General features: G+C 69.2%; 12 protein-coding genes. 8 read left to right on the plus strand and 4 right to left on the minus strand.

Annotated elements, in window-relative coordinates; genetic code table 11:
- Both JIX55_RS48075 and JIX55_RS48080 read left to right on the plus strand, forming a co-directional pair.
- Entirely contained in the window at positions 1 to 972 is a 972-nt protein-coding gene (locus JIX55_RS48075; RefSeq protein WP_257561580.1) for a carbohydrate ABC transporter permease, read from the plus strand.
- Positions 972 to 1,892, plus strand: coding sequence for a carbohydrate ABC transporter permease (locus JIX55_RS48080; protein WP_257561579.1), 921 nt, complete (start codon positions 972 to 974; stop codon positions 1,890 to 1,892). The genes JIX55_RS48075 and JIX55_RS48080 overlap by 1 nt, the downstream gene beginning before the upstream one ends.
- Before the next feature lie 146 nt (positions 1,893 to 2,038).
- On the opposite strand, the gene JIX55_RS48085 is transcribed toward JIX55_RS48080, so the two are convergent.
- Positions 2,039 to 2,827, minus strand: a complete 789-nt coding sequence (locus JIX55_RS48085) for a DeoR/GlpR family DNA-binding transcription regulator (RefSeq protein WP_257561578.1) — start codon at positions 2,825 to 2,827, stop codon at positions 2,039 to 2,041.
- Between the two features lie 195 nt (positions 2,828 to 3,022).
- On the opposite strand from JIX55_RS48085, the gene JIX55_RS48090 reads away from it, so the two are divergent.
- A complete protein-coding gene (locus JIX55_RS48090; protein ID WP_257561577.1) occupies positions 3,023 to 3,856 on the plus strand; it encodes a class II fructose-bisphosphate aldolase in 834 nt (277 codons plus the stop codon).
- A 176-nt stretch (positions 3,857 to 4,032) separates the two neighbouring features.
- On the opposite strand, the gene JIX55_RS48095 is transcribed toward JIX55_RS48090, so the two are convergent.
- Entirely contained in the window at positions 4,033 to 5,001 is a 969-nt protein-coding gene (locus JIX55_RS48095; RefSeq protein ID WP_257561576.1) for a PaaX family transcriptional regulator C-terminal domain-containing protein, read from the minus strand.
- Positions 4,998 to 5,633 carry a GNAT family N-acetyltransferase gene (locus JIX55_RS48100; protein WP_257561575.1) on the minus strand — a complete coding sequence of 212 codons (636 nt, stop codon included), beginning with the start codon at positions 5,631 to 5,633 and terminating at the stop codon, positions 4,998 to 5,000. The genes JIX55_RS48095 and JIX55_RS48100 overlap by 4 nt, the downstream gene beginning before the upstream one ends.
- A gap of 198 nt (positions 5,634 to 5,831) precedes the next feature.
- Here JIX55_RS48100 and JIX55_RS48105 point away from each other — a divergent pair, with 198 nt between their 5' ends.
- Positions 5,832 to 6,839 (plus strand): alpha/beta hydrolase family protein, encoded by a 1,008-nt coding sequence (locus JIX55_RS48105; protein ID WP_306819975.1) that lies wholly within the window; start codon positions 5,832 to 5,834, stop codon positions 6,837 to 6,839.
- A gap of 282 nt (positions 6,840 to 7,121) precedes the next feature.
- On the opposite strand, the gene JIX55_RS48110 is transcribed toward JIX55_RS48105, so the two are convergent.
- Positions 7,122 to 8,588, minus strand: a complete 1,467-nt coding sequence (locus JIX55_RS48110) for a hypothetical protein (RefSeq protein ID WP_257561573.1) — start codon at positions 8,586 to 8,588, stop codon at positions 7,122 to 7,124.
- A gap of 346 nt (positions 8,589 to 8,934) precedes the next feature.
- Between JIX55_RS48110 and JIX55_RS48115 the strand changes: the two genes are divergently transcribed.
- Genes JIX55_RS48115 through JIX55_RS48130 form a run of 4 tightly spaced genes read left to right on the plus strand, consistent with a single transcriptional unit; the run spans position 8,935 to position 16,898 of the window.
- Entirely contained in the window at positions 8,935 to 10,245 is a 1,311-nt protein-coding gene (locus JIX55_RS48115; RefSeq protein ID WP_257561572.1) for an alpha/beta hydrolase, read from the plus strand.
- A gap of 45 nt (positions 10,246 to 10,290) precedes the next feature.
- On the plus strand, positions 10,291 to 11,325 hold the full coding sequence (locus JIX55_RS48120; protein WP_257561571.1) for a serine protease: 1,035 nt from the start codon (positions 10,291 to 10,293) through the stop codon (positions 11,323 to 11,325).
- Positions 11,326 to 11,329: 4 nt separating this feature from the next.
- Positions 11,330 to 12,436, plus strand: a complete 1,107-nt coding sequence (locus JIX55_RS48125; RefSeq protein ID WP_257561570.1) for an effector-associated domain EAD1-containing protein — start codon at positions 11,330 to 11,332, stop codon at positions 12,434 to 12,436.
- On the plus strand, positions 12,429 to 16,898 hold the full coding sequence (locus JIX55_RS48130) for a lipase/acyltransferase domain-containing protein (RefSeq protein ID WP_257569155.1): 4,470 nt from the start codon (positions 12,429 to 12,431) through the stop codon (positions 16,896 to 16,898). Before JIX55_RS48125 ends, JIX55_RS48130 begins: the two co-directional genes overlap by 8 nt.
- Positions 16,899 to 16,902: the final 4 nt, after the last annotated feature.

Genomic DNA, 16,902 nt, shown 5'->3' on the forward strand with positions numbered 1-16,902 from the left:
GTGGCCGTACAGGACGCCACCGCACGCACCGTCGGGGCGAAGAAGGACCGGACCCCGGCGGCACCGGAACGCGGCTCCCGCCGCCCCCGGCCCGCACGCCGTCTGCGGGCGCTGGAGCCGCTGCTGTGGCTCGGACCCGCACTCGTACTGATCCTGGCCGTGGTCGTCTGGCCCGTCGTCGAGATGGTCCGCACCTCCCTGATGGACATCAGCTCCACCGGACTGACCCAGGGCTTCGCGGGCGGTGCCAACTACACCGAGCTGTTCGCCGAGCCGGACCTGCCGGGCGTGGTCCTGCGCACCCTCATCTGGGTGGTGGGCGTGGTGACGGTCACCATCACCGTCTCGCTGGGCCTGGCGCAGTTGCTCAACGCCCGTTTCCCGGGGCGTCGGCTGGTCCGCTGGGCGCTGATCGTGCCGTGGGCGGCGTCGGTGCTGATGACGGCGCTCACCTGGCGCTGGATGCTCAACAACTTCTACGGCGTCGTCAACCGCGTACTGATGGACGTTGGCCTCCTGGACAAGCCGGTGAACTGGCTCGCCGACCCTGTCCAGGCGTTCGCCTGGATGATGGCCGCGGCGGTCTTCGTCTCCCTGCCGTTCACCGCGTTCGTCATCCTCTCCGGGCTGGGAACCATCCCGGCCGAGGTCTACGAGGCGGCCCGCCTGGACGGCGCGGGACCGGTCCGCACCTATCTCGGCATCACACTGCCGCTGCTGCGCCCGTCCCTGCTGGTCGCCGCGATCATCAACGTCATCAACGTGTTCAATTCGTTCCCGGTCATCTGGGCGATGACCCGAGGCGGCCCCGGCTTCTCCACCGACACGACCACCACCTATATGTACAAACTCGCGTTCGACAATCAGGACGTCGGCGAGTCGGCCGCCCTGGCCGTGGTGAACTTCGCGCTGATCCTCCTGGTGGTGCTGGTGTATCTGCGCGTCGTCCGCCGCCGAGAGGAGACCGGCTGATGTCCGCCGTCACAGCCGAAACCGCACCCACGGCCGAAACCGCAGCCGAAAACGCAGCCGAAGGCGCGGCCACAACCGCCCGGCGGCGGCGCCCGCCCCGGCTGCGCACCGTACTGCTGACGGCGGTGGGCTGGCTGGTCGCCCTGACGTTCCTCGCGCCGTACGTTCAGATGCTGCTCACGGCCCTGAAGCCGACGCCGGAACTGATGAAGTCACCGCCGTCCTATCTGCCGTCACGGTGGGAGTGGTCCAACTTCGCCGATGTCTGGTCGCTGAAGGATCCGCCGGTCAGCGACGCGCTCTGGTTCTCGCTGTACGTCGCCGGGATGTCCACGCTCCTCGCACTGGCTGTGGGCCTGCCTGCCGCGTACTACACCGCCCGCCACCGGTTCCGCGGGCGTGGCGCCTTCCTGCTGCTGGTGCTGGTCACCCAGATGTTCGCGCCGACCGCGCTGCTGGTGGGCATCTACCGGGAGATGGTCAGCCTCGATCTGACCGACACCGCGGAGGGGCTGATCCTGGTCAACGCGGCGTTCAACCTGCCGTTCTGCATCTGGATCCTCAACGCGTACTTCGCGAGCATCCCCAAGGAGCTGGAGGAGGCGGCGTACATGGACGGGGCGGGACGGCTGGGCGCGCTGGCCCGGGTCACCCTGCCGCTGGCGCTGCCGGGAGTGGTGACCGCGCTCGTCTACACGTTCATCGGGGCCTGGAACGAGTACGTCGTCGCGCTCACCATCACCTCGTCCGGCGACCGGACGACGCTGACCAAGGCCATCCCGGGCTTCGTCACGGCCTACCAGGAGCAGTGGCAGTACCTCTTCGCCACCTCGCTGATCGCGATCGTGCCGGTCGTCGTCCTGTTCGTCTTCGTGGAGCGCTATCTGATCAGCGGTCTGACGGCCGGCGGCATCAAGTGATCAGCCGGGCAGGCCCATGGGCCGGGGCCGGCGCTGGGGCTGGGGCTGGGGTCGGGGCTCCGCCCCCGGTCCGGGCTTCGGCCGGGGCTCCGGCTCCGGCCTTGGCCGCACGCCCGCCGGCCCCGGCCTGGAACACGCGAAGATCCTCAGGCCCGGACGATCTCCACGCCCGCCGCGGCGAACGGCTCGGTCAGCTCGGGGCCCGCCGCCTTGTCGGTCACCAGCACATGGACGTCCTCCACCGGGCAGATCCGGGCGAAAGCCCGCCGGCCCAGCTTGGAGGAGTCCGCGACCACGACCACCTGTTCGGCGCGGAGGGCCAACGCCCGGTTGATGCCGGCCTCGCCCTCGTCCTGGGCCGTGGCCCCGTGCCGGACATCGATCGCGTCGACGCCGATGAAGACCTGATCGAGGGTGATCTGTGCGAGCACCTCGGTGGCCAGCGGCCCGGTGAGTTCGTACGAGGCCGGGCGGGCCACACCCCCGGTGACGACGAGCTTCACATGGCGGCGTACGACCAGCTCGTTGGCGATGTTCAGCGCGTTGGTGACGACCGTCAGCGAGGGACCGGCGCCCTCCGTGCTCAACTCGGGCCTGACGGCCAGCGCCCGGGCGACCGCGGTGGTCGTGGTGCCGCCGTTCAGACCCACCACGGCGCCCGCCTTCACCAGGCCCGCCGCCGCGTCGGCGATCCGCTCCTTCTCCGGAGCGTTGCGCGCGGCCTTGTAGCGGAGCGGCAGGTCGTACGCGATCGCGTTGATCACAGCACCGCCGTGCGTGCGGGTCACCATCTGCTGGCGCGCCAGCTCGTCCAGATCACGCCGGATCGTGGCGGCGGAGACCCGCAGTTCGTCCGCGGCGGCGTCGACCTCGATCCGCCCGTCGCGCGTCAGCATCTCCAGCAACGCGCTCCATCTGGCCTGCGGTGCCGCCATGCGTTGTCCCCTGTTCGTGGTGTGCGGGCCCATGAACATCACAGGCCGAAGTCCGAATCTCCGAAGCCCGAATCTCCGAAGCCCGGATATGTAGAGCCCGGATGTGAAGGCTGATGCCTGTTTGAGCATTTTATCTCGCCAAAACAAGCGAATTCGTGCACGGATGTCTCAGCCCAGGAAGGCCATTACTACCCCATGCCCCTGTTCTCCACCGCCGAACTCGTCCGCTCCGCCCGCGCCGACGGCCGCGGCGTCGGCGCGTTCAATGTGATCACACTCGAGCACGCCGAGGCGATCGTCGCGGGCGCCGAGGCTGCCGGAGCACCGGTCATCTGCCAGATCAGCGAAAACGCGGTCCGCTTCCACGGCGGCTCCCTCGGCCCCCTCGCCTCCGCCACGGCCGCCGTGGCGGAGGGCGCCCGCGTCCCGGTCGGCCTGCATCTGGACCACGTCACCGACGAGGCGCTGCTGCGCCGCGCCGGCGACTTCGGCTTCGGCTCGGCGATGTACGACGCCTCGGCGCTGCCGCACGACGAGAATGTCGCCGCCACCCGCGCCGCGGCCGACTGGGCCCACGCCCAGGGACTGTGGCTGGAGGCCGAACTCGGCAAAATCGGCGGCAAGGACGGCGTACACGCCCCCGGAGTCCGTACCGATCCCGACGAAGCACGCGCTTTCGTGACCGCCACCGGCGTCGACGCGCTCGCTGTCGCGGTCGGCAGCTCCCACGCGATGACGACCAGAACCGCGAAACTCGACCACGACCTCATCGCCCGGCTCGCGCACGCCGTCCCGGTCCCGCTGGTCCTGCACGGTTCGACCGGCGTACCAGACGACGAACTCCGCCGGGCGACCATGGGAGGCATGACGAAGATCAACATCGGTACGGCGCTGAACATCGCCTTCACCGGGGCGATCCGCGACTTCATCGCCGGGGACATGCACACCGTCGACCCGCGGGCCTACCTGGCGACTGCCCGCACCCGCATGGCCGAGGCGGTGGAACACCTGCTGCGGGTCCTCGGCTGAGGGGCCACTGACAGCGGTGGCCGATGGTGTCGAAGGAGCCCGCCACGGAGAAGTGCCCGGCCAGGTGCTCCTTCTCCACCGCGATGGGCACCGGGTCTCAGCCTTGTGCCGCGGTGAGTTGGTAGGGGACCGTTGGTAGGGGACCGTCTGGCCATGGTCCGTGGCGTTCCGGCAGGTTACGCCAGAAGATCACGGTGTGGATCTCGTAGACCATGCCATTGACCACCTGCTGATGGGCGAGCCGCGGCCGCCCGGTCGCCGCTGCGCGCGGCGCGGTCTGCCGCCTCCCGGGTGACGTCGGCGTAGAGGCGGAAGAAGACAGGGCGGGCTTCGCCGGGTTCTCGTGCGTGCAGGGCCGCCCAGCACCGGGCGATGAGCTCCCGGGCCTGCGCGCCGGGCCAGGGTTGGGGCAGGAGCTGAGGCGGCAACAGTGGGTCGCGCTCCATGGCGCGGGTGAGTTCGGCGGCCAGCTCGACCGCGATGGTGAGGAGTTCGGAGGGGGAGAGTCCGGTTGGGCCGGTGAGCCGGGCGAGGCGGGGCTGGGCGACGCGGCTGAGGCGGTGGTATCGGTCGGAGATTTCCTGCAAGGGCCACAAGCGGCGGGCGAGTTCGGCAGGATCTTGGATGTCGCCCCTGCGCAGGTCTGTCGTGGTGAGGAGGGTGAGGGCGCCATGGGCGCCGAGGCGGTGGGCCGCTTCTTCGACGTACGGCTCCCAGGTGTTGGCGCAGACGTACAGTCCGCCCTGGAGCGGGGCGCCGCCGAGGTGGACGAGCGTCTCGCGCAGAGAGTCCCGGACCGTGCGCGCCGATTCGGGCACCGCGAAGGCGACCAGGTGCCAGACACCGTCCCACGGCGCGAGCCCGGCTTCCTGCTGGAAGGCGTGCCGGAGGAAGTCCGCGTTGGGGGCGAGGGCACGCGTGGTCTCCGCGGTCGCGTGCAGCTCCGCCTTGCGGCCGCGGCCTTCGTGGGTGAACCGGCCTTCGGTCACGAGGCGTTTGATGCACAGCCGGACCTGCTGGTCGCTCATGCCCAGGGCGTTGGCGACGGTGTACAGCTCGTCCGTGCTGACGGTGCCGTCCTCCCGGATCAGCGCGTGGACGAGCAGGCGGGTGGGAATTTCGACGTGGTCCGCCTCAGCGCTCACAGGTGTGCAGCTCCTCTCGTTCCGACGGCGCGACGCATGGTGGTCACTCCGCCGAACCCCAGCAGCCCGCGCAGGTAGGGCGTGCGCTCGGTCCGCACGGCCGTGAAGCCGCGCCGCTCGTACAGGGCTCTGGCTCGCGGGTTGGTGTCGATCACATCCAGTCTGATCTCGCGGCAGTCCTGCTCCACCGCGACGGCGGCCACTTCCTCTATGAGCAGGCTCCCGACGCCGCGGCCTCGTATGCCGGCGTCCACGGCGATGCCGTCCATGACGAGTTGCCCGGGGGCGGGATGGCGTTCGAACAGGGCGAGGAGCAGCAGTCGGTGCAGTCCTCGCAGGTGTCCATACACGCGCAGCACGGCGGAGGCCGACCCTCCGGTGAGGGCCCGGCCGCCGAGTTGGTAGCCGGCGAGGCCGACGAGCTGCCCGTCGAGGAGCGCGCAGACCGCGCGATCGGCGTTCAGGTGGGCGGCGAGGAAGGGCACCGCCTTGTCCGGAGGGTTCAGGGCGGGGCCGAGTTTGCGGCCGAAGGCGTCCCAGTACAGCTCGGCCGCCCGCCGCTCGGCTCCGGCCGGAACACCCCGCCGGACTGTCACCGGTCCAGTGCCGGCGCCCGTTGTGTCCAGTCCCATGCCGTCTCCTTGTCTCGCTGCGACCTCAATTCAAAACTATCATCTTCACAACGACCGTGCTGGTAATGATAGTTTCACCTCTCGCCGGCCTCCGACACCCGACACCCGACAGAGGTGGTCAGTCCCATGTGCCCAAAGATCCAATCCCGGCGGCGCGGGCTCCGCACCGGTGTGTGGTCACTCGTCACGGTTCTGATCGTGGCCGCCAATCTCGTCGGTGTGGTGCTGTGGCAGAACTCCTACGACATGGACGAACGGCGGGTCTCGATTCGCCACGGCGGCCACACCCTCAACGGCGTACTGGCCACCCCCAGGGACGGCCGCAACCGCCACGGCCTGGTCGTTTACGTCCACGGCGACGGCCCAGTCGGCGCCACCCACGACGACGGTTACAAGCCCATGTGGGAAGCCAACGCCAAGGCCGGGTACGCCTCCCTGTCCTGGGACAAGCCCGGCGTCGCGGGCGCCCCCGGCGACTGGCTCGACCAGTCCATGGACGACCGGGCCAACGAGGCAGCCGCCGCCATCGCCTGGGCGCGCGCCCGCCCGGACATCGACGGCGACCGGATCGGACTCTGGGGCGCCAGCCAGGCGGGCTGGGTCCTGCCGAAGGTCGCCGCCAAGACGCCCGTGAGCTTCGTCATCGCCCTCTCGCCCGCGATCAACTGGCTCCAGCAGGGCCGCTACAACCTCCTCGCCGAGCTGCGCGCCGACGGCGCACCGGCATCCCGCACCAAGGCCGAGATCGCCAAGAGCGACACCACCCGCCGCCTGCTGGAACGCCATGCGACCTTCGGGGAGTACGTCAGGGCGATGGGCGGCGACGCGGACGGCATGACCACCGGCCGCTGGGGCTTCATCTCCAAGAACTACACCGCGGACGCCACGCACGACCTCCGCGCCCTGCGGGGCATACCGGTGCTGCTGGCCCTCGCAGGCCATGACATCAACGTGGACACCGCCGACACCGAGCGCGTCTACCGCAAGGTGCTGGAAGCGGAAGGTGGCCTGACAGTCAAGCGTTACCCGGACGCGGCCCATTCACTGGTCAAGCAGTCCATCGAGCAGTCGGACCTCGAGACCACACTCACCGCACTTTTCTCCCCCCGCTCGCTCTTCGCGGACGGATTCCTGGACGGCCAACGACAGTTCCTCATGGAGCTCGGCCGAGACTCCGCGGCAAAAGTAGATCCTGGTCGTGGATGATCGGGCCCTGGGACCGGGCCGACCCACCCAAGCGTGGAGGCCCCGCACGATGAACCTGACCGGATGGGCAGGCGGGCCGGGCTCTGCTTGCCGCGGGTGATGCGGCGGGGAACTGGTCTTGTGATTCCTGATCAAGTCGGACGAGCCGTGCACCATGCACGGTTCCGGTTCGTCCACCGATGCGCTCACCGCCCGCATTCATGCCGGCCTCCAGGCTGAGCGGGCCGCCCGCGACCCAGGACAGGGGCACGTCCGCTCCTCCGCCGTGGCGGTCCGCAGGTGTCAGGAGCCGGGCGGGCGAAGCCCGGCCACCGCCCATTTCGCCCGCGTGGACAGCTGGCTGAGCGCCTTCGCCGACTCCTTGCCGATCGTGTCCAGCAGGACCCTGCCGTGCGCCATCGTCGTACGCGCGAGTTCCGCGTCACCCGCCTCGACCGCGGCGAGCGTCAGCTCCAAATGCTGCTCCGTGATCAGTCGGCCGAGCCCACGGCGGTGCCACTGGGGAACCACTCGGTCCGACGTGGCGCCATCGGCGCCGACCGCCGCACGTGCCCGCTCCAGCGCCCGCCCCGCTGCCGCGAGGTCGCCCTTACGACGCTCCAGGCGGGCGAGGACGTACGCCTCCGAGGCGCAGTCCCATGGCGTGTCCTGAAGGGAGAGGAGGTTGAACTGGGCGCGGGCCGCCTGCGCGTGGTCACCGATGCGCTCCAACGCGCGGCTGAGCTCCCGTAGTCGGTCCGCGTCCGGACCCGTGTCGTCCAGCATGCGGATGAGCGCGACCCGGGCGTGCTCGACACGACCCTGCCGGTGGGCCAGCTCGATCCAGGTGAACTCGCTCTCCCCAACCACTTCCCGCCCGTGCCGCTTGGCTTCCTCGGCGCGGGCCCACTCCAGGGCTCCGGTACTGTCGGTGACCTGCCCGGCAGTGGCCGACCGCAGCAGCCGAACGTCCCCGTCCTGACCGTGCAACGCCACCAGCACAGCGGCCAGCCGCCGCTCCTCGAACCACTCGGTTCGCTCGGCACTCTCGCACTCCAGGAGGAAACGCAGCAGCGGCAGGTCGTCGTCCCGGCGGTCATACTGCGCCGCCCGCAGCACCCCCGCCCGTAGCACCGCATCCTCGGCCGCATCCTCCCGCGCGCGGAGGTCGCCGGAACGCATCCGTTCCAGCGTCTCCCGTCCCGGGCCGAGAACGACGTCGCGCAGGGGCTGGCGGAAGGACTCGTCCAGCCGGTACGCGCAGAGCTTGTGGGAGTTGAGCAGGACATGGTCCGGCTCGGTGCGCCCGGCAGCCGATTCCGCCAGGGCAAGGAGTTCGACCAGCGGCCGGTCCGGCAGGCCCAGACCGCTGATCAACGCCGCTCGCTGCGCGTCCAGTTCGCGGGCGAGCTCCTTCGGCAATTCTTCGTCCGCCGCACGCATCTCGGCGAGCAGGTCCTCCTCGTCCAGCTCGGTGGAGATGTTCTGGCGCCGCCCGGGCAGCCGGACGAGGATCTCGATCGCCTCGCCGACACTGTCGGCGAGCAGCACGGCGTCCCCCGCGGAGGACGCGTGGAGCACAGCCGTTCCCCCGCACAGGAAGTACGTGCCGCCGGTGCGGTCGCCGGCGATCGGCTCCAGCGACGAACCGGACGCCAGGTGCACCGCCTCGACGTGATAGGCCCGGCTCACATCGAAGTCGAACGGGAACGCGGCCAGTTCGGCCAGATCAGTGTGGCTGCGCAAGAGTTCCAGAACGCGGTCGGTCATACGACCGAACCCTAACGAGGCTCCAACAGGGGCATCGGGCGCATACGGTTCTCCGAGGTGGCGGCGATGTGCCTCAGCTCGGCCACGCCGATGGACGGGGCGGCGTCGGAACTCGCCGGTATATCTCATCCCTCAATTACTCAACAGGACAACCCTGTTGGGTCCCTGCTCGGGATCTTCGTGTCCGTTTACTGCGTTCAGGTCACTCGGCCATTTGTTCGGCGAGCCAAGCCTCGAAGGCGACCAGGACGAACAGGAGCACCGTGCGATCTCATCTGGGTATGCTGCCTCTGATGTGTCGGCGCAGATCCGAGATCTGGACGCCGCCACTTCCGGGGGAGGGGCATTGGAACAGTGGGGGCCGCTGGTGCCGGCGGTGGCGGCCATCTGGCCGAGAGTCGTAGGACATGTCTCGGAGCACGAACTGAGCGACCTCGAAGACCTGGTGCTGGCCGGCCTGTGCGCCTACGACCAGGCAAGCGCGACGGCCGCGGCTGAGGCGCCCAATATGACGCCCGAGTCCTTCGACCTCATCGACACCGCGGCGCGTTCCGTGGAGGCCGCCCTTCGGGCTCGCCCACCTCTGGGGGCCTGGCTGAACGAGGAGTTCGATCGGCTGGCCGAAGGACAAGAACGCTTCGGGCCCGCGGCCGCGCCCTCCTACTGGACCGCCTTTCAGCGTTCGCTGCTCGTGCCCGTCATGTACGCCACCGACCGAGCGGAGCAGGGCTCGGGGGCCTATGGGTCCCGGCGTGGTGCACTCTCCTACGGACAAGCCACGGTGAGCGTGCCCGACGACCGCACGGTCGGTTCGGTGGGCAAACCCCGTTGGTGGCGTCTGCAATTCCGTCCTGACCCGGTCCGGGACGTGGTGCTCGGCGCGACCGAGCAAGCGGACGCCGACGCCTTGGTTCAGCGAGTGCGTACGCAGCTCGATCACGGTACGGACCGGGAAGCGCTGGTGTTCGTGCACGGCTACAACGTCACCTTCGCCGACGCCGCCAGGCACGCCGCTCAGATCGCCTACGACCTCAACTTCACCGGAGTGGTCCTGCTTTACAGCTGGGCGTCGAAGGGCGGGGTGCTGGACTACCCAGCGGACGGGGACGCCGCACGCCGGGCCGTCCCGTACTTCCAGACATTCCTGCGGACCCTGCTCACCCGGACGGGTGTGCGCCACGTGCACATCATCGCCCACAGCATGGGAAACCGACTACTCACCGACGGGCTGGCCGGTCTGGACACCACGGCACTGCCGGGGAACTCCGGACGGCTGGGCCACATCGTGTTCGCCGCTCCGGACGTCGACCGCGACGTCTTCCGGCACCTTCTCCCCGCCGCTCTCCGGCAGGCCCGCACCTGCACGCTGTACGTCTCCGACAAGGATCGCGCCCTGGCCGCGGCCCGTAGACTGTCGGACTTCCCGCGAGCGGGGCAGGGCGGCACCTCGGTGATCGTCGCGCCGGGACTGGACACCGTCGACGTCACCGAGTTGGGGACCGACATCCTCGGCCACTCCTACGTGGGCAACCACGCCACCGTACTCGCCGATCTCCATGGGTTGCTCAGGCACGGCCATGGGCCGGCACAGCGCTACGGGCTTGCCCGCACACCGCACCCGGACGGCGACTACTGGTCGTTCCTGCCGCAGAAATGACCTGGCCGTTGGCCGCGACCGACGATCGATATCGAGTGACAGACGATGACTCACTTCGTGGACAGAGTGCCTTTTCAATGGAACGCGCCCGGCGCTCTGGAGCTGCGCGATCTGCTGGCCTCGGTGTACAACCGCTCCTCACAGGTCGAGCAAATGGCCAAGCGGGCAGGAGTGGTGACCGGCTACGTCAACTGGGACCGCCCCATGATGACCGTCTGGTTCGACCTCATCGAAACGGCCAGCAACCAGAAGCAGTTGCGGCCCCTGCTGGAGGCTGTCACCTCCGGACCCGACCGGGCCGTCGGCGACCGGGTTCGTGAACTGCTCGATACGCATCCCGTGGTGGAGGCTCCCGACCGGACCAACAGGGCAGGAGACTTCGCACACTTCGAAGATGTCGACGACCTCGAGCGCCAGATCTTTCGCTCCAGTACCCTTCAGGACGTGGTCTTCCTGCGCCGAGGCACGGAACTGGCCACCGCCGTGTGCCGACTGCGTGTCACAGCGGCTGACGGCGCCCAGTACCACGGGACCGCGTTCCGCATCGCGGATGATCTGCTGTTGACCAACCACCACGTGCTGTTCGACGCCGCGGGAGAGCAACCCACGGCGGTGGAGGCCTGGTTCGGCTACGAAGCCGACCTGCACGGGCGGACTCGTGATCACCAGGTGGTGGTTTGCGAACCGGCATCGGCCGTCGGCGAATCCGAGCCGGACTGGGCAGCCATCCGCAGCACGGCAGACATGCCTGACGACGCCATGCGTGTGCCCTTCCCCGGAAGCGTTTCGGTGGCCAGGAACGACAGGGTCTACATCATCCAGCACCCGCACGGCGGCGTGAAGAAACTCGGCGCCCGCCACAACGTCGTACGGCACGTGGACGACACCGTGATCCAGTACTGGACCGACACAGAACAGGGCTCGTCCGGCTCACCGGTCTTCGACGAACACTGGGCGCTGGTCGCCCTGCACCGCCGCTGGCGCAGGATCGGTGCGGGCGACGAGCCGGCCGAGTTCCGCAACGAAGGCCTTCGGATCGAGCGTGTCGTCGAAGGGCTCACCCGAAAGCGGCTGGTGTGAACCGATGCCCGCGTTGATCGACGACTGCGCGTTCAACCTCGATGACGAACGCGCCAAGAACCTCCTCAAGGCACTGATCACCGTCTACGGGAACAAGCACACCGCACGCCAGCTCATTCTCAGCGCCGGTCTCAAGGAGGGCGACATCAACTGGGAAAACAGCATGGCCGACGTGTGGCCGGAGGCCCTGGAAAAGGCGGCCCCCGCAGGCCGCCTGCGGGCTCTCGTCGAGACCGCTGCCGCCGATCCCAACACCACCGCCCACCCCGTCTTCCAGTATCTGCTGACCGAGGAGACGTCCTCCCAGGAGGCGGACCCCTGTTCCGTCTATCTGGTCAACAACCGCCAGAGAGCCTTCTTCAACCGTCTGACGTTCCGGACCACACTGCACGACATGGTCACGGGCGGGGGGAAACGCGTGCTGGCCGTGCGGGGCCAGCGCCGTTCCGGCAGGACACACAGCTGGTACCTGATCGCACACGTGCTGGACAGCTATCGCGTCAACCGTCGCCGGATCCGCATGAGTGACTACTACTCCCCGGTGCGGGTCGCGGATATCGGGCACACACTGCGGGAACTGTTCGGATGGAACATCTCCATAGACCTCAACACATCGGAGGACAGCCAGGCACGGAGCCTGGTGAACCAGATCGAGAACGTGATGAACGAGGAGCAACGTGACAGCCGAGCGCAGAGCGGCCACTGGCTCGTGATCGACGACTCGGAGTCCGTGCGGTTCACAGAGCCTGCCCTGAGAGCCCTGACCCGTCTGGTGGCCGCGGTCATCGAGGAAGAGATGGCGGACCGGCTCCGCATCGTCCTGCTGGCGTACGACGGCTGGCTGCCCTCCGACCTGCAGTCGTATGTCTGCCATGAGGAGTTGACCCCCCTCACCGGCAAGGACTTGCACGACTACGTGCTCGCCGTCGCCAAGGAAGCAGGCAAGCCCGTCGACCCCGACCAGGCCGACCACCTCGCCAACGAACTGAGCAGCCGATCCGGCGGGGGAGACGTCACCGCCGACGCGCCACTGCCGATGACCGACAGACTGCAACTCGCCGCCGCGTCCTGGGCCCGCGAGCAGTACGCCCGCGGTGAGCGGCGTGGCTAAGGTTCCGATCGGCGCACACCAGCAGGAGAGCCCCCACGACCGCCGCACGTTCCGAGAACGGACGGTACTCCTGGGCTCGTTCACCGCCCACGACCTCGTTCCTCCGGAGGACGACGAGACCGCCACACACAGCGCCGCGTTACAGGATTTCCTGCTGGAGGACTGTTCGCGTATCACGACGTCCCGGGGCCGTCGGTGGTGCCTGGCTCCCGGCCCCCGGGCCCGGACGCTGGATGACCTGAGCACCCGTGACAGGCTGCTGGCCGCGGCAAGATCCGCGTCCGACATCGGCGAAGACCCGGCACGAGCCTGGACCGAGCGTCTCCTCCTGGGCGCAGATCGGCCGCTGGCCGAGCAGAGCTTTGACGAGTTGTACACCGGGCTGACCGTGGTCGGTTGGTTCAAGGAGGCCCCGCGCGCTCGGGACCAACTGGCTCGGGACGGAGTCGTGCTGCCGGATCCCGACGACATCGAGCACGCCATAGGACGGGCCCGCCTGCTTCAACCGCTGTGCGCCCTCGCCGACGCCAAGTTCACCGGCCGTACCGACGAACTGGCCTGGCTCAGTGCTCACCTCGGCGAAGCCCCGGACAACAACCGGCCCGACTCGGCGGACCCGGAGAAGTGGCAACGCGGTGACGCTCCCGGCTCCTGGGCGTTCGTGCACGGGCCTGGCGGCGTGGGCAAGTCGACACTCGTCGCCCGCTTCGTGCTGGACCGTATCGACGGCTACGGCCGCGTTGCCCACGGCTTCGCAGCCGACGACGGCCGGCCACAGGCCGCAGCCGACGTCGCTGCCGCCGACCGCGGCAACGCAGGCGGCCGTCCCCCCGCGGACGTCGGTGCACCGGACGACGACGGTCGGCAGTCGGCTCAAGGACTGCGTCCGATGCCCTGCTTGTATCTCACCTTCGACCGGCACGACCTTGTCGCCGAGAGGCCGCTGACCCTTGTGGCCGAGGCTGTGCGCCAACTGGGTCTGCTCTTCCCGGACCTCGCCGGGCGTACGGAGGAACTGAAGCGGGAGCTGGAGATCACGCTGGCTGCTGACCGGCTCACTCGCTCCGAGGACGGTCACTTCAGTCCGCGGGCCGCCCATCAACGCGACGAGTTGACCCTGATCGACGCGTTCGCCGCGCTCGTCACATCGGTCACCGGCGGCACCACCCAGCTGTGGTTGCTCGCGCTGGACGCCTTCGAGCAGGTGCAGCGCAGCGGGCCGGTCGCCGTGCAGCGCCTCCTGAACTTCCTCTCCCTGCTGCACCTGGCCCATCCGGGTCTCCGGGTTCTGGCAGCCGGCCGGGCGCCCGTCGAAGCGGCCCCGTTCCGGTGCTTACCGTTGGAGGGATTCGACCCCGCCACCGCCCGGGCCTTCCTCCACCGGGAGCTGACGGACAGTGCCGAGGACGCCCTGCCTGCCGAGAGCGGCCGGGAGCTCGAAGCCATCATGCACATCGTCGGCACCAGTCCGCTCAACCTCAAGCTCGCCGCCGCACTCGTGCGGCGGGCCGGAACCCAGGTCCTCGGCGATCGGCGGCTGCGGAGCGAACTCCTGCTGCAACTGGGCGCCGAGACGGTGCAGGGCGTGCTCTACCGGCGCCTCCTGGACCACCTCCACGATCCGGACCTGCGCCGCATCGCCAGTCCCGGGCTCGTCGTCCGCACCCTCACGCCGGGGGTCATCCGAGAGGTGCTGGCCAGGCCGTGCGGTCTTGGCCACGTGGACGAAGAACGCGCGCGGAGACTGTTCGACGACTTCCGGGCCGAGGCCACACTGGTCGAGGAGGTGCCCGGCCGGGACGCCGTCGTGCATCGCGGCGACGTCCGCCGGGCGATGCTGCCGTTGCTGCGCCGTGACCAGCGGTCCGTCGTGGACCGGATCCACCGCAAGGCCGTGGGCTACTACGCGCTGCTCCATGCCGGGAACGACCTGGTGGAAAGCCGTGTGGAGGAGCTGTACCACCGTCTCTCCCTGGCACAGTCGACGCAGACCCTGGACAAGCGCTGGATCGACGCGGCAGGTGCACTTCTGGAGAGCGCCATGGAGGAACTGCCCGCGCGCGCCCAGGTGTACCTCACGGAGAGACTAGGCAACTCGGCGACGGCCGAGCTGCGCGCCATGGCGGACGACGAGACCTGGGAGCGTCAGGCAACGCGCGTCGGTAAGGCTCTCCTGGCGGCGGACAACCCCGCCGAGGTGACGGAGGTGTTGGCCGAACGCGAGCATCTGGTGCCCGACAACCTCGATCTGACCCTGCTCAGCATGCGGTCGATGCTCGCCCTGCGCCGCCCCGCGGACGCGTACGAACTGGTCGACCGAGCCCTGGAGCTGGCCGCGGAATCGGCCGATCCCGTCGTCTTCGTGGACCTGGCTCTCCTGGGGGCCCGCACCTGTGAGGACCTCGGCCGCTTCGACGACGCCCTGGACCTTCTGACGCAGGCGCGTCGCGTGGCCGAGCGCCCGGGCATGGCGATCCGTCTGCTGTCCGTGGCCGCGGCGCAGCTCAGGATCCATCGACGTGGCGGCTCCGTGGACACCGCGGAGGCGGTCTCCCTGCGCGCGGACACCTTGGTGCGAGTGCGCAACCTGGGCTCGAAAGCCTATCGGCGTCACCCCCTGCTGATTCGCGAACTGGCTGCCGAGATCGGTGACGAGATGCCGGAGCTGGTGTCCTACACGGCCAGGTCACTGGGTGTCGGCGGCACCGAAGGGCCGGACGACGTCCTGCTCGGTTCGCTGACCGGCGAGGTCGTGACCACCCCGAGCACCGAACGGACCGCAGACGCTCCCGACACGGGTGGGCAAACCGTGGCCGCCCGGGACCGGGACCCTGACGGACCGGCGGTGTCTCCGGGATCGGTGCGCGTGAGCAGCGTCAGCGTGAGCAGCGTCAGTCGGGGGTATGCCGTCGGAAGCTACCTGGACAGTCACCCCGATGGGGCCGCGCCATGGAACCGGGCCCTGGTCGACTCCTACCGGCACGAAGTGGACCGGCCCTACACCCGAGACGCCGTCGTCGTCATTCCAGGATTCGCCGGAAGCACCCTGGTGGACGAAGAAAGCGACGAGGTCGTCTGGGGAAGCACCTTCAACCACGTCATGAACCTCATGCGGCAAACCCGCCGTAGCAACGGTCTCGCCGTGACGGAGGAGGAGCGCCAGGGACAGGGAGGGCGCCTACGGCCCGCCGAGCTGCTCCAGGGCCCTGCCTGGCTCCCACTGATAGGCGGGCTGTCGCCCTACGGCCGCCTCGTCAATGGTGTCCGCTCAGTAGTGGTGCACGGCGACGCGGCGCTGGAGTTCCCGTACGACTGGCGACTCTCGGTGGGGACCTCCGCCCGCCGCCTGGCCGAAGCCGCTCTACGGCATCTGGCGCGATGGAGGGAACACGCCGCACATCAGGCTTCCGCGCGTCATGGACCCGCCGACGGATCGAAACTGGTGCTGATCGCCCACTCGATGGGGGGGCTGGTCGCGCAGGCAGCCTTGGCCGCATACCCGGAACTGTCGCGGGCAACCCGGGACGTCATCACCATCGGCACGCCCTTCCGTGGCACGCCGCAGGTCATGCAACTCCTCGCTTCACGGCGCTCCCGGCTCCAGCGGAATGCTCTGTCGAACCCGCTCGGCGAGGCAGTGGGTACCATGCCGAGTCTGTACGACCTGCTTCCCGACACGCCGTGCGTGCTCACGGACAGCGGAGGGCTACGCCGTCTCACACCCCGCGACGTCCAAGCGGTTGGCGGGGATGACGCGCTCGCCGAGGCCGCTTTGGCCGCACGCCGCAGCCTCGCGGCCGCGACCGGGCGACTGCCGCGCATGCATGCCATCGTGGGCACGTCACAGCCCACTCCGCAGAGCATGGCCATCGAGGACGGTGCCGTCCGACTGTTCCGGCACGTTCCACGGCTGCGGGACGACGGCACACCCGTCCGTGACGCACGGGGGCTGCCGGTGCTGGTGGACGAGGGAGGTGACGGCCTGGTGCCGAAGTGGTGTGCGTTGCCGACCGACCCCGCCACCTATCTGCCCGTCGTGGGACACCACAGCTCACTTCCCGCCAGCGCGACGGTGGTCAACATGGTCCAGGAGATCCTCACGGGCAAGTTCGATCGCCGGACGTCTCTGGAAGGACCCTTCGGCGCTCCGGAGCCGGCCGGCGGCGTCGCGTCGCTCGCACCGTCCTTCGGGATCAGCGCGCCGTCCGAGGTCGTACCTGGGCAGGAGTGGTCCTTGACGGTCACCGGGGCGCATCCCGCCGCCGTCGCGTGCCGACTGCTGCGCGCCGAAACCGGTGAGGTGACAGCACGTATGCGACTGACCTCGGCAGCTGGAGATCCCGGTACTTTGACGGCGCGGGCTGTGGTGAGCACCCCGGGGTTCTACCAGGTGGTTGCCCAAGCGGGAGGGCTGTCCGCCACGGCGTTGGTGGTGGCGGTCGACTGTCCGACGGGAGACTGAGACG

The sequence above is a fragment of the Streptomyces sp. DSM 40750 genome, assembly GCF_024612035.1.
Taxonomy (GTDB): Bacteria; Actinomycetota; Actinomycetes; order Streptomycetales; family Streptomycetaceae; genus Streptomyces.

Coding starts and splice junctions, on each gene's coding strand:
- JIX55_RS48090 (WP_257561577.1), top strand. CDS start 3,023: ATGCCCCTGTTCTCCACCGCCGAACTCGTCCGCTCCGCCCGCGCCGAC.
- JIX55_RS48110 (WP_257561573.1), bottom strand. CDS start 8,588: ATGACCGACCGCGTTCTGGAACTCTTGCGCAGCCACACTGATCTGGCC.
- JIX55_RS48125 (WP_257561570.1), top strand. CDS start 11,330: ATGCCCGCGTTGATCGACGACTGCGCGTTCAACCTCGATGACGAACGC.
- JIX55_RS48120 (WP_257561571.1), top strand. CDS start 10,291: ATGACTCACTTCGTGGACAGAGTGCCTTTTCAATGGAACGCGCCCGGC.
- JIX55_RS48100 (WP_257561575.1), bottom strand. CDS start 5,633: ATGGGACTGGACACAACGGGCGCCGGCACTGGACCGGTGACAGTCCGG.
- JIX55_RS48080 (WP_257561579.1), top strand. CDS start 972: ATGTCCGCCGTCACAGCCGAAACCGCACCCACGGCCGAAACCGCAGCC.
- JIX55_RS48085 (WP_257561578.1), bottom strand. CDS start 2,827: ATGGCGGCACCGCAGGCCAGATGGAGCGCGTTGCTGGAGATGCTGACG.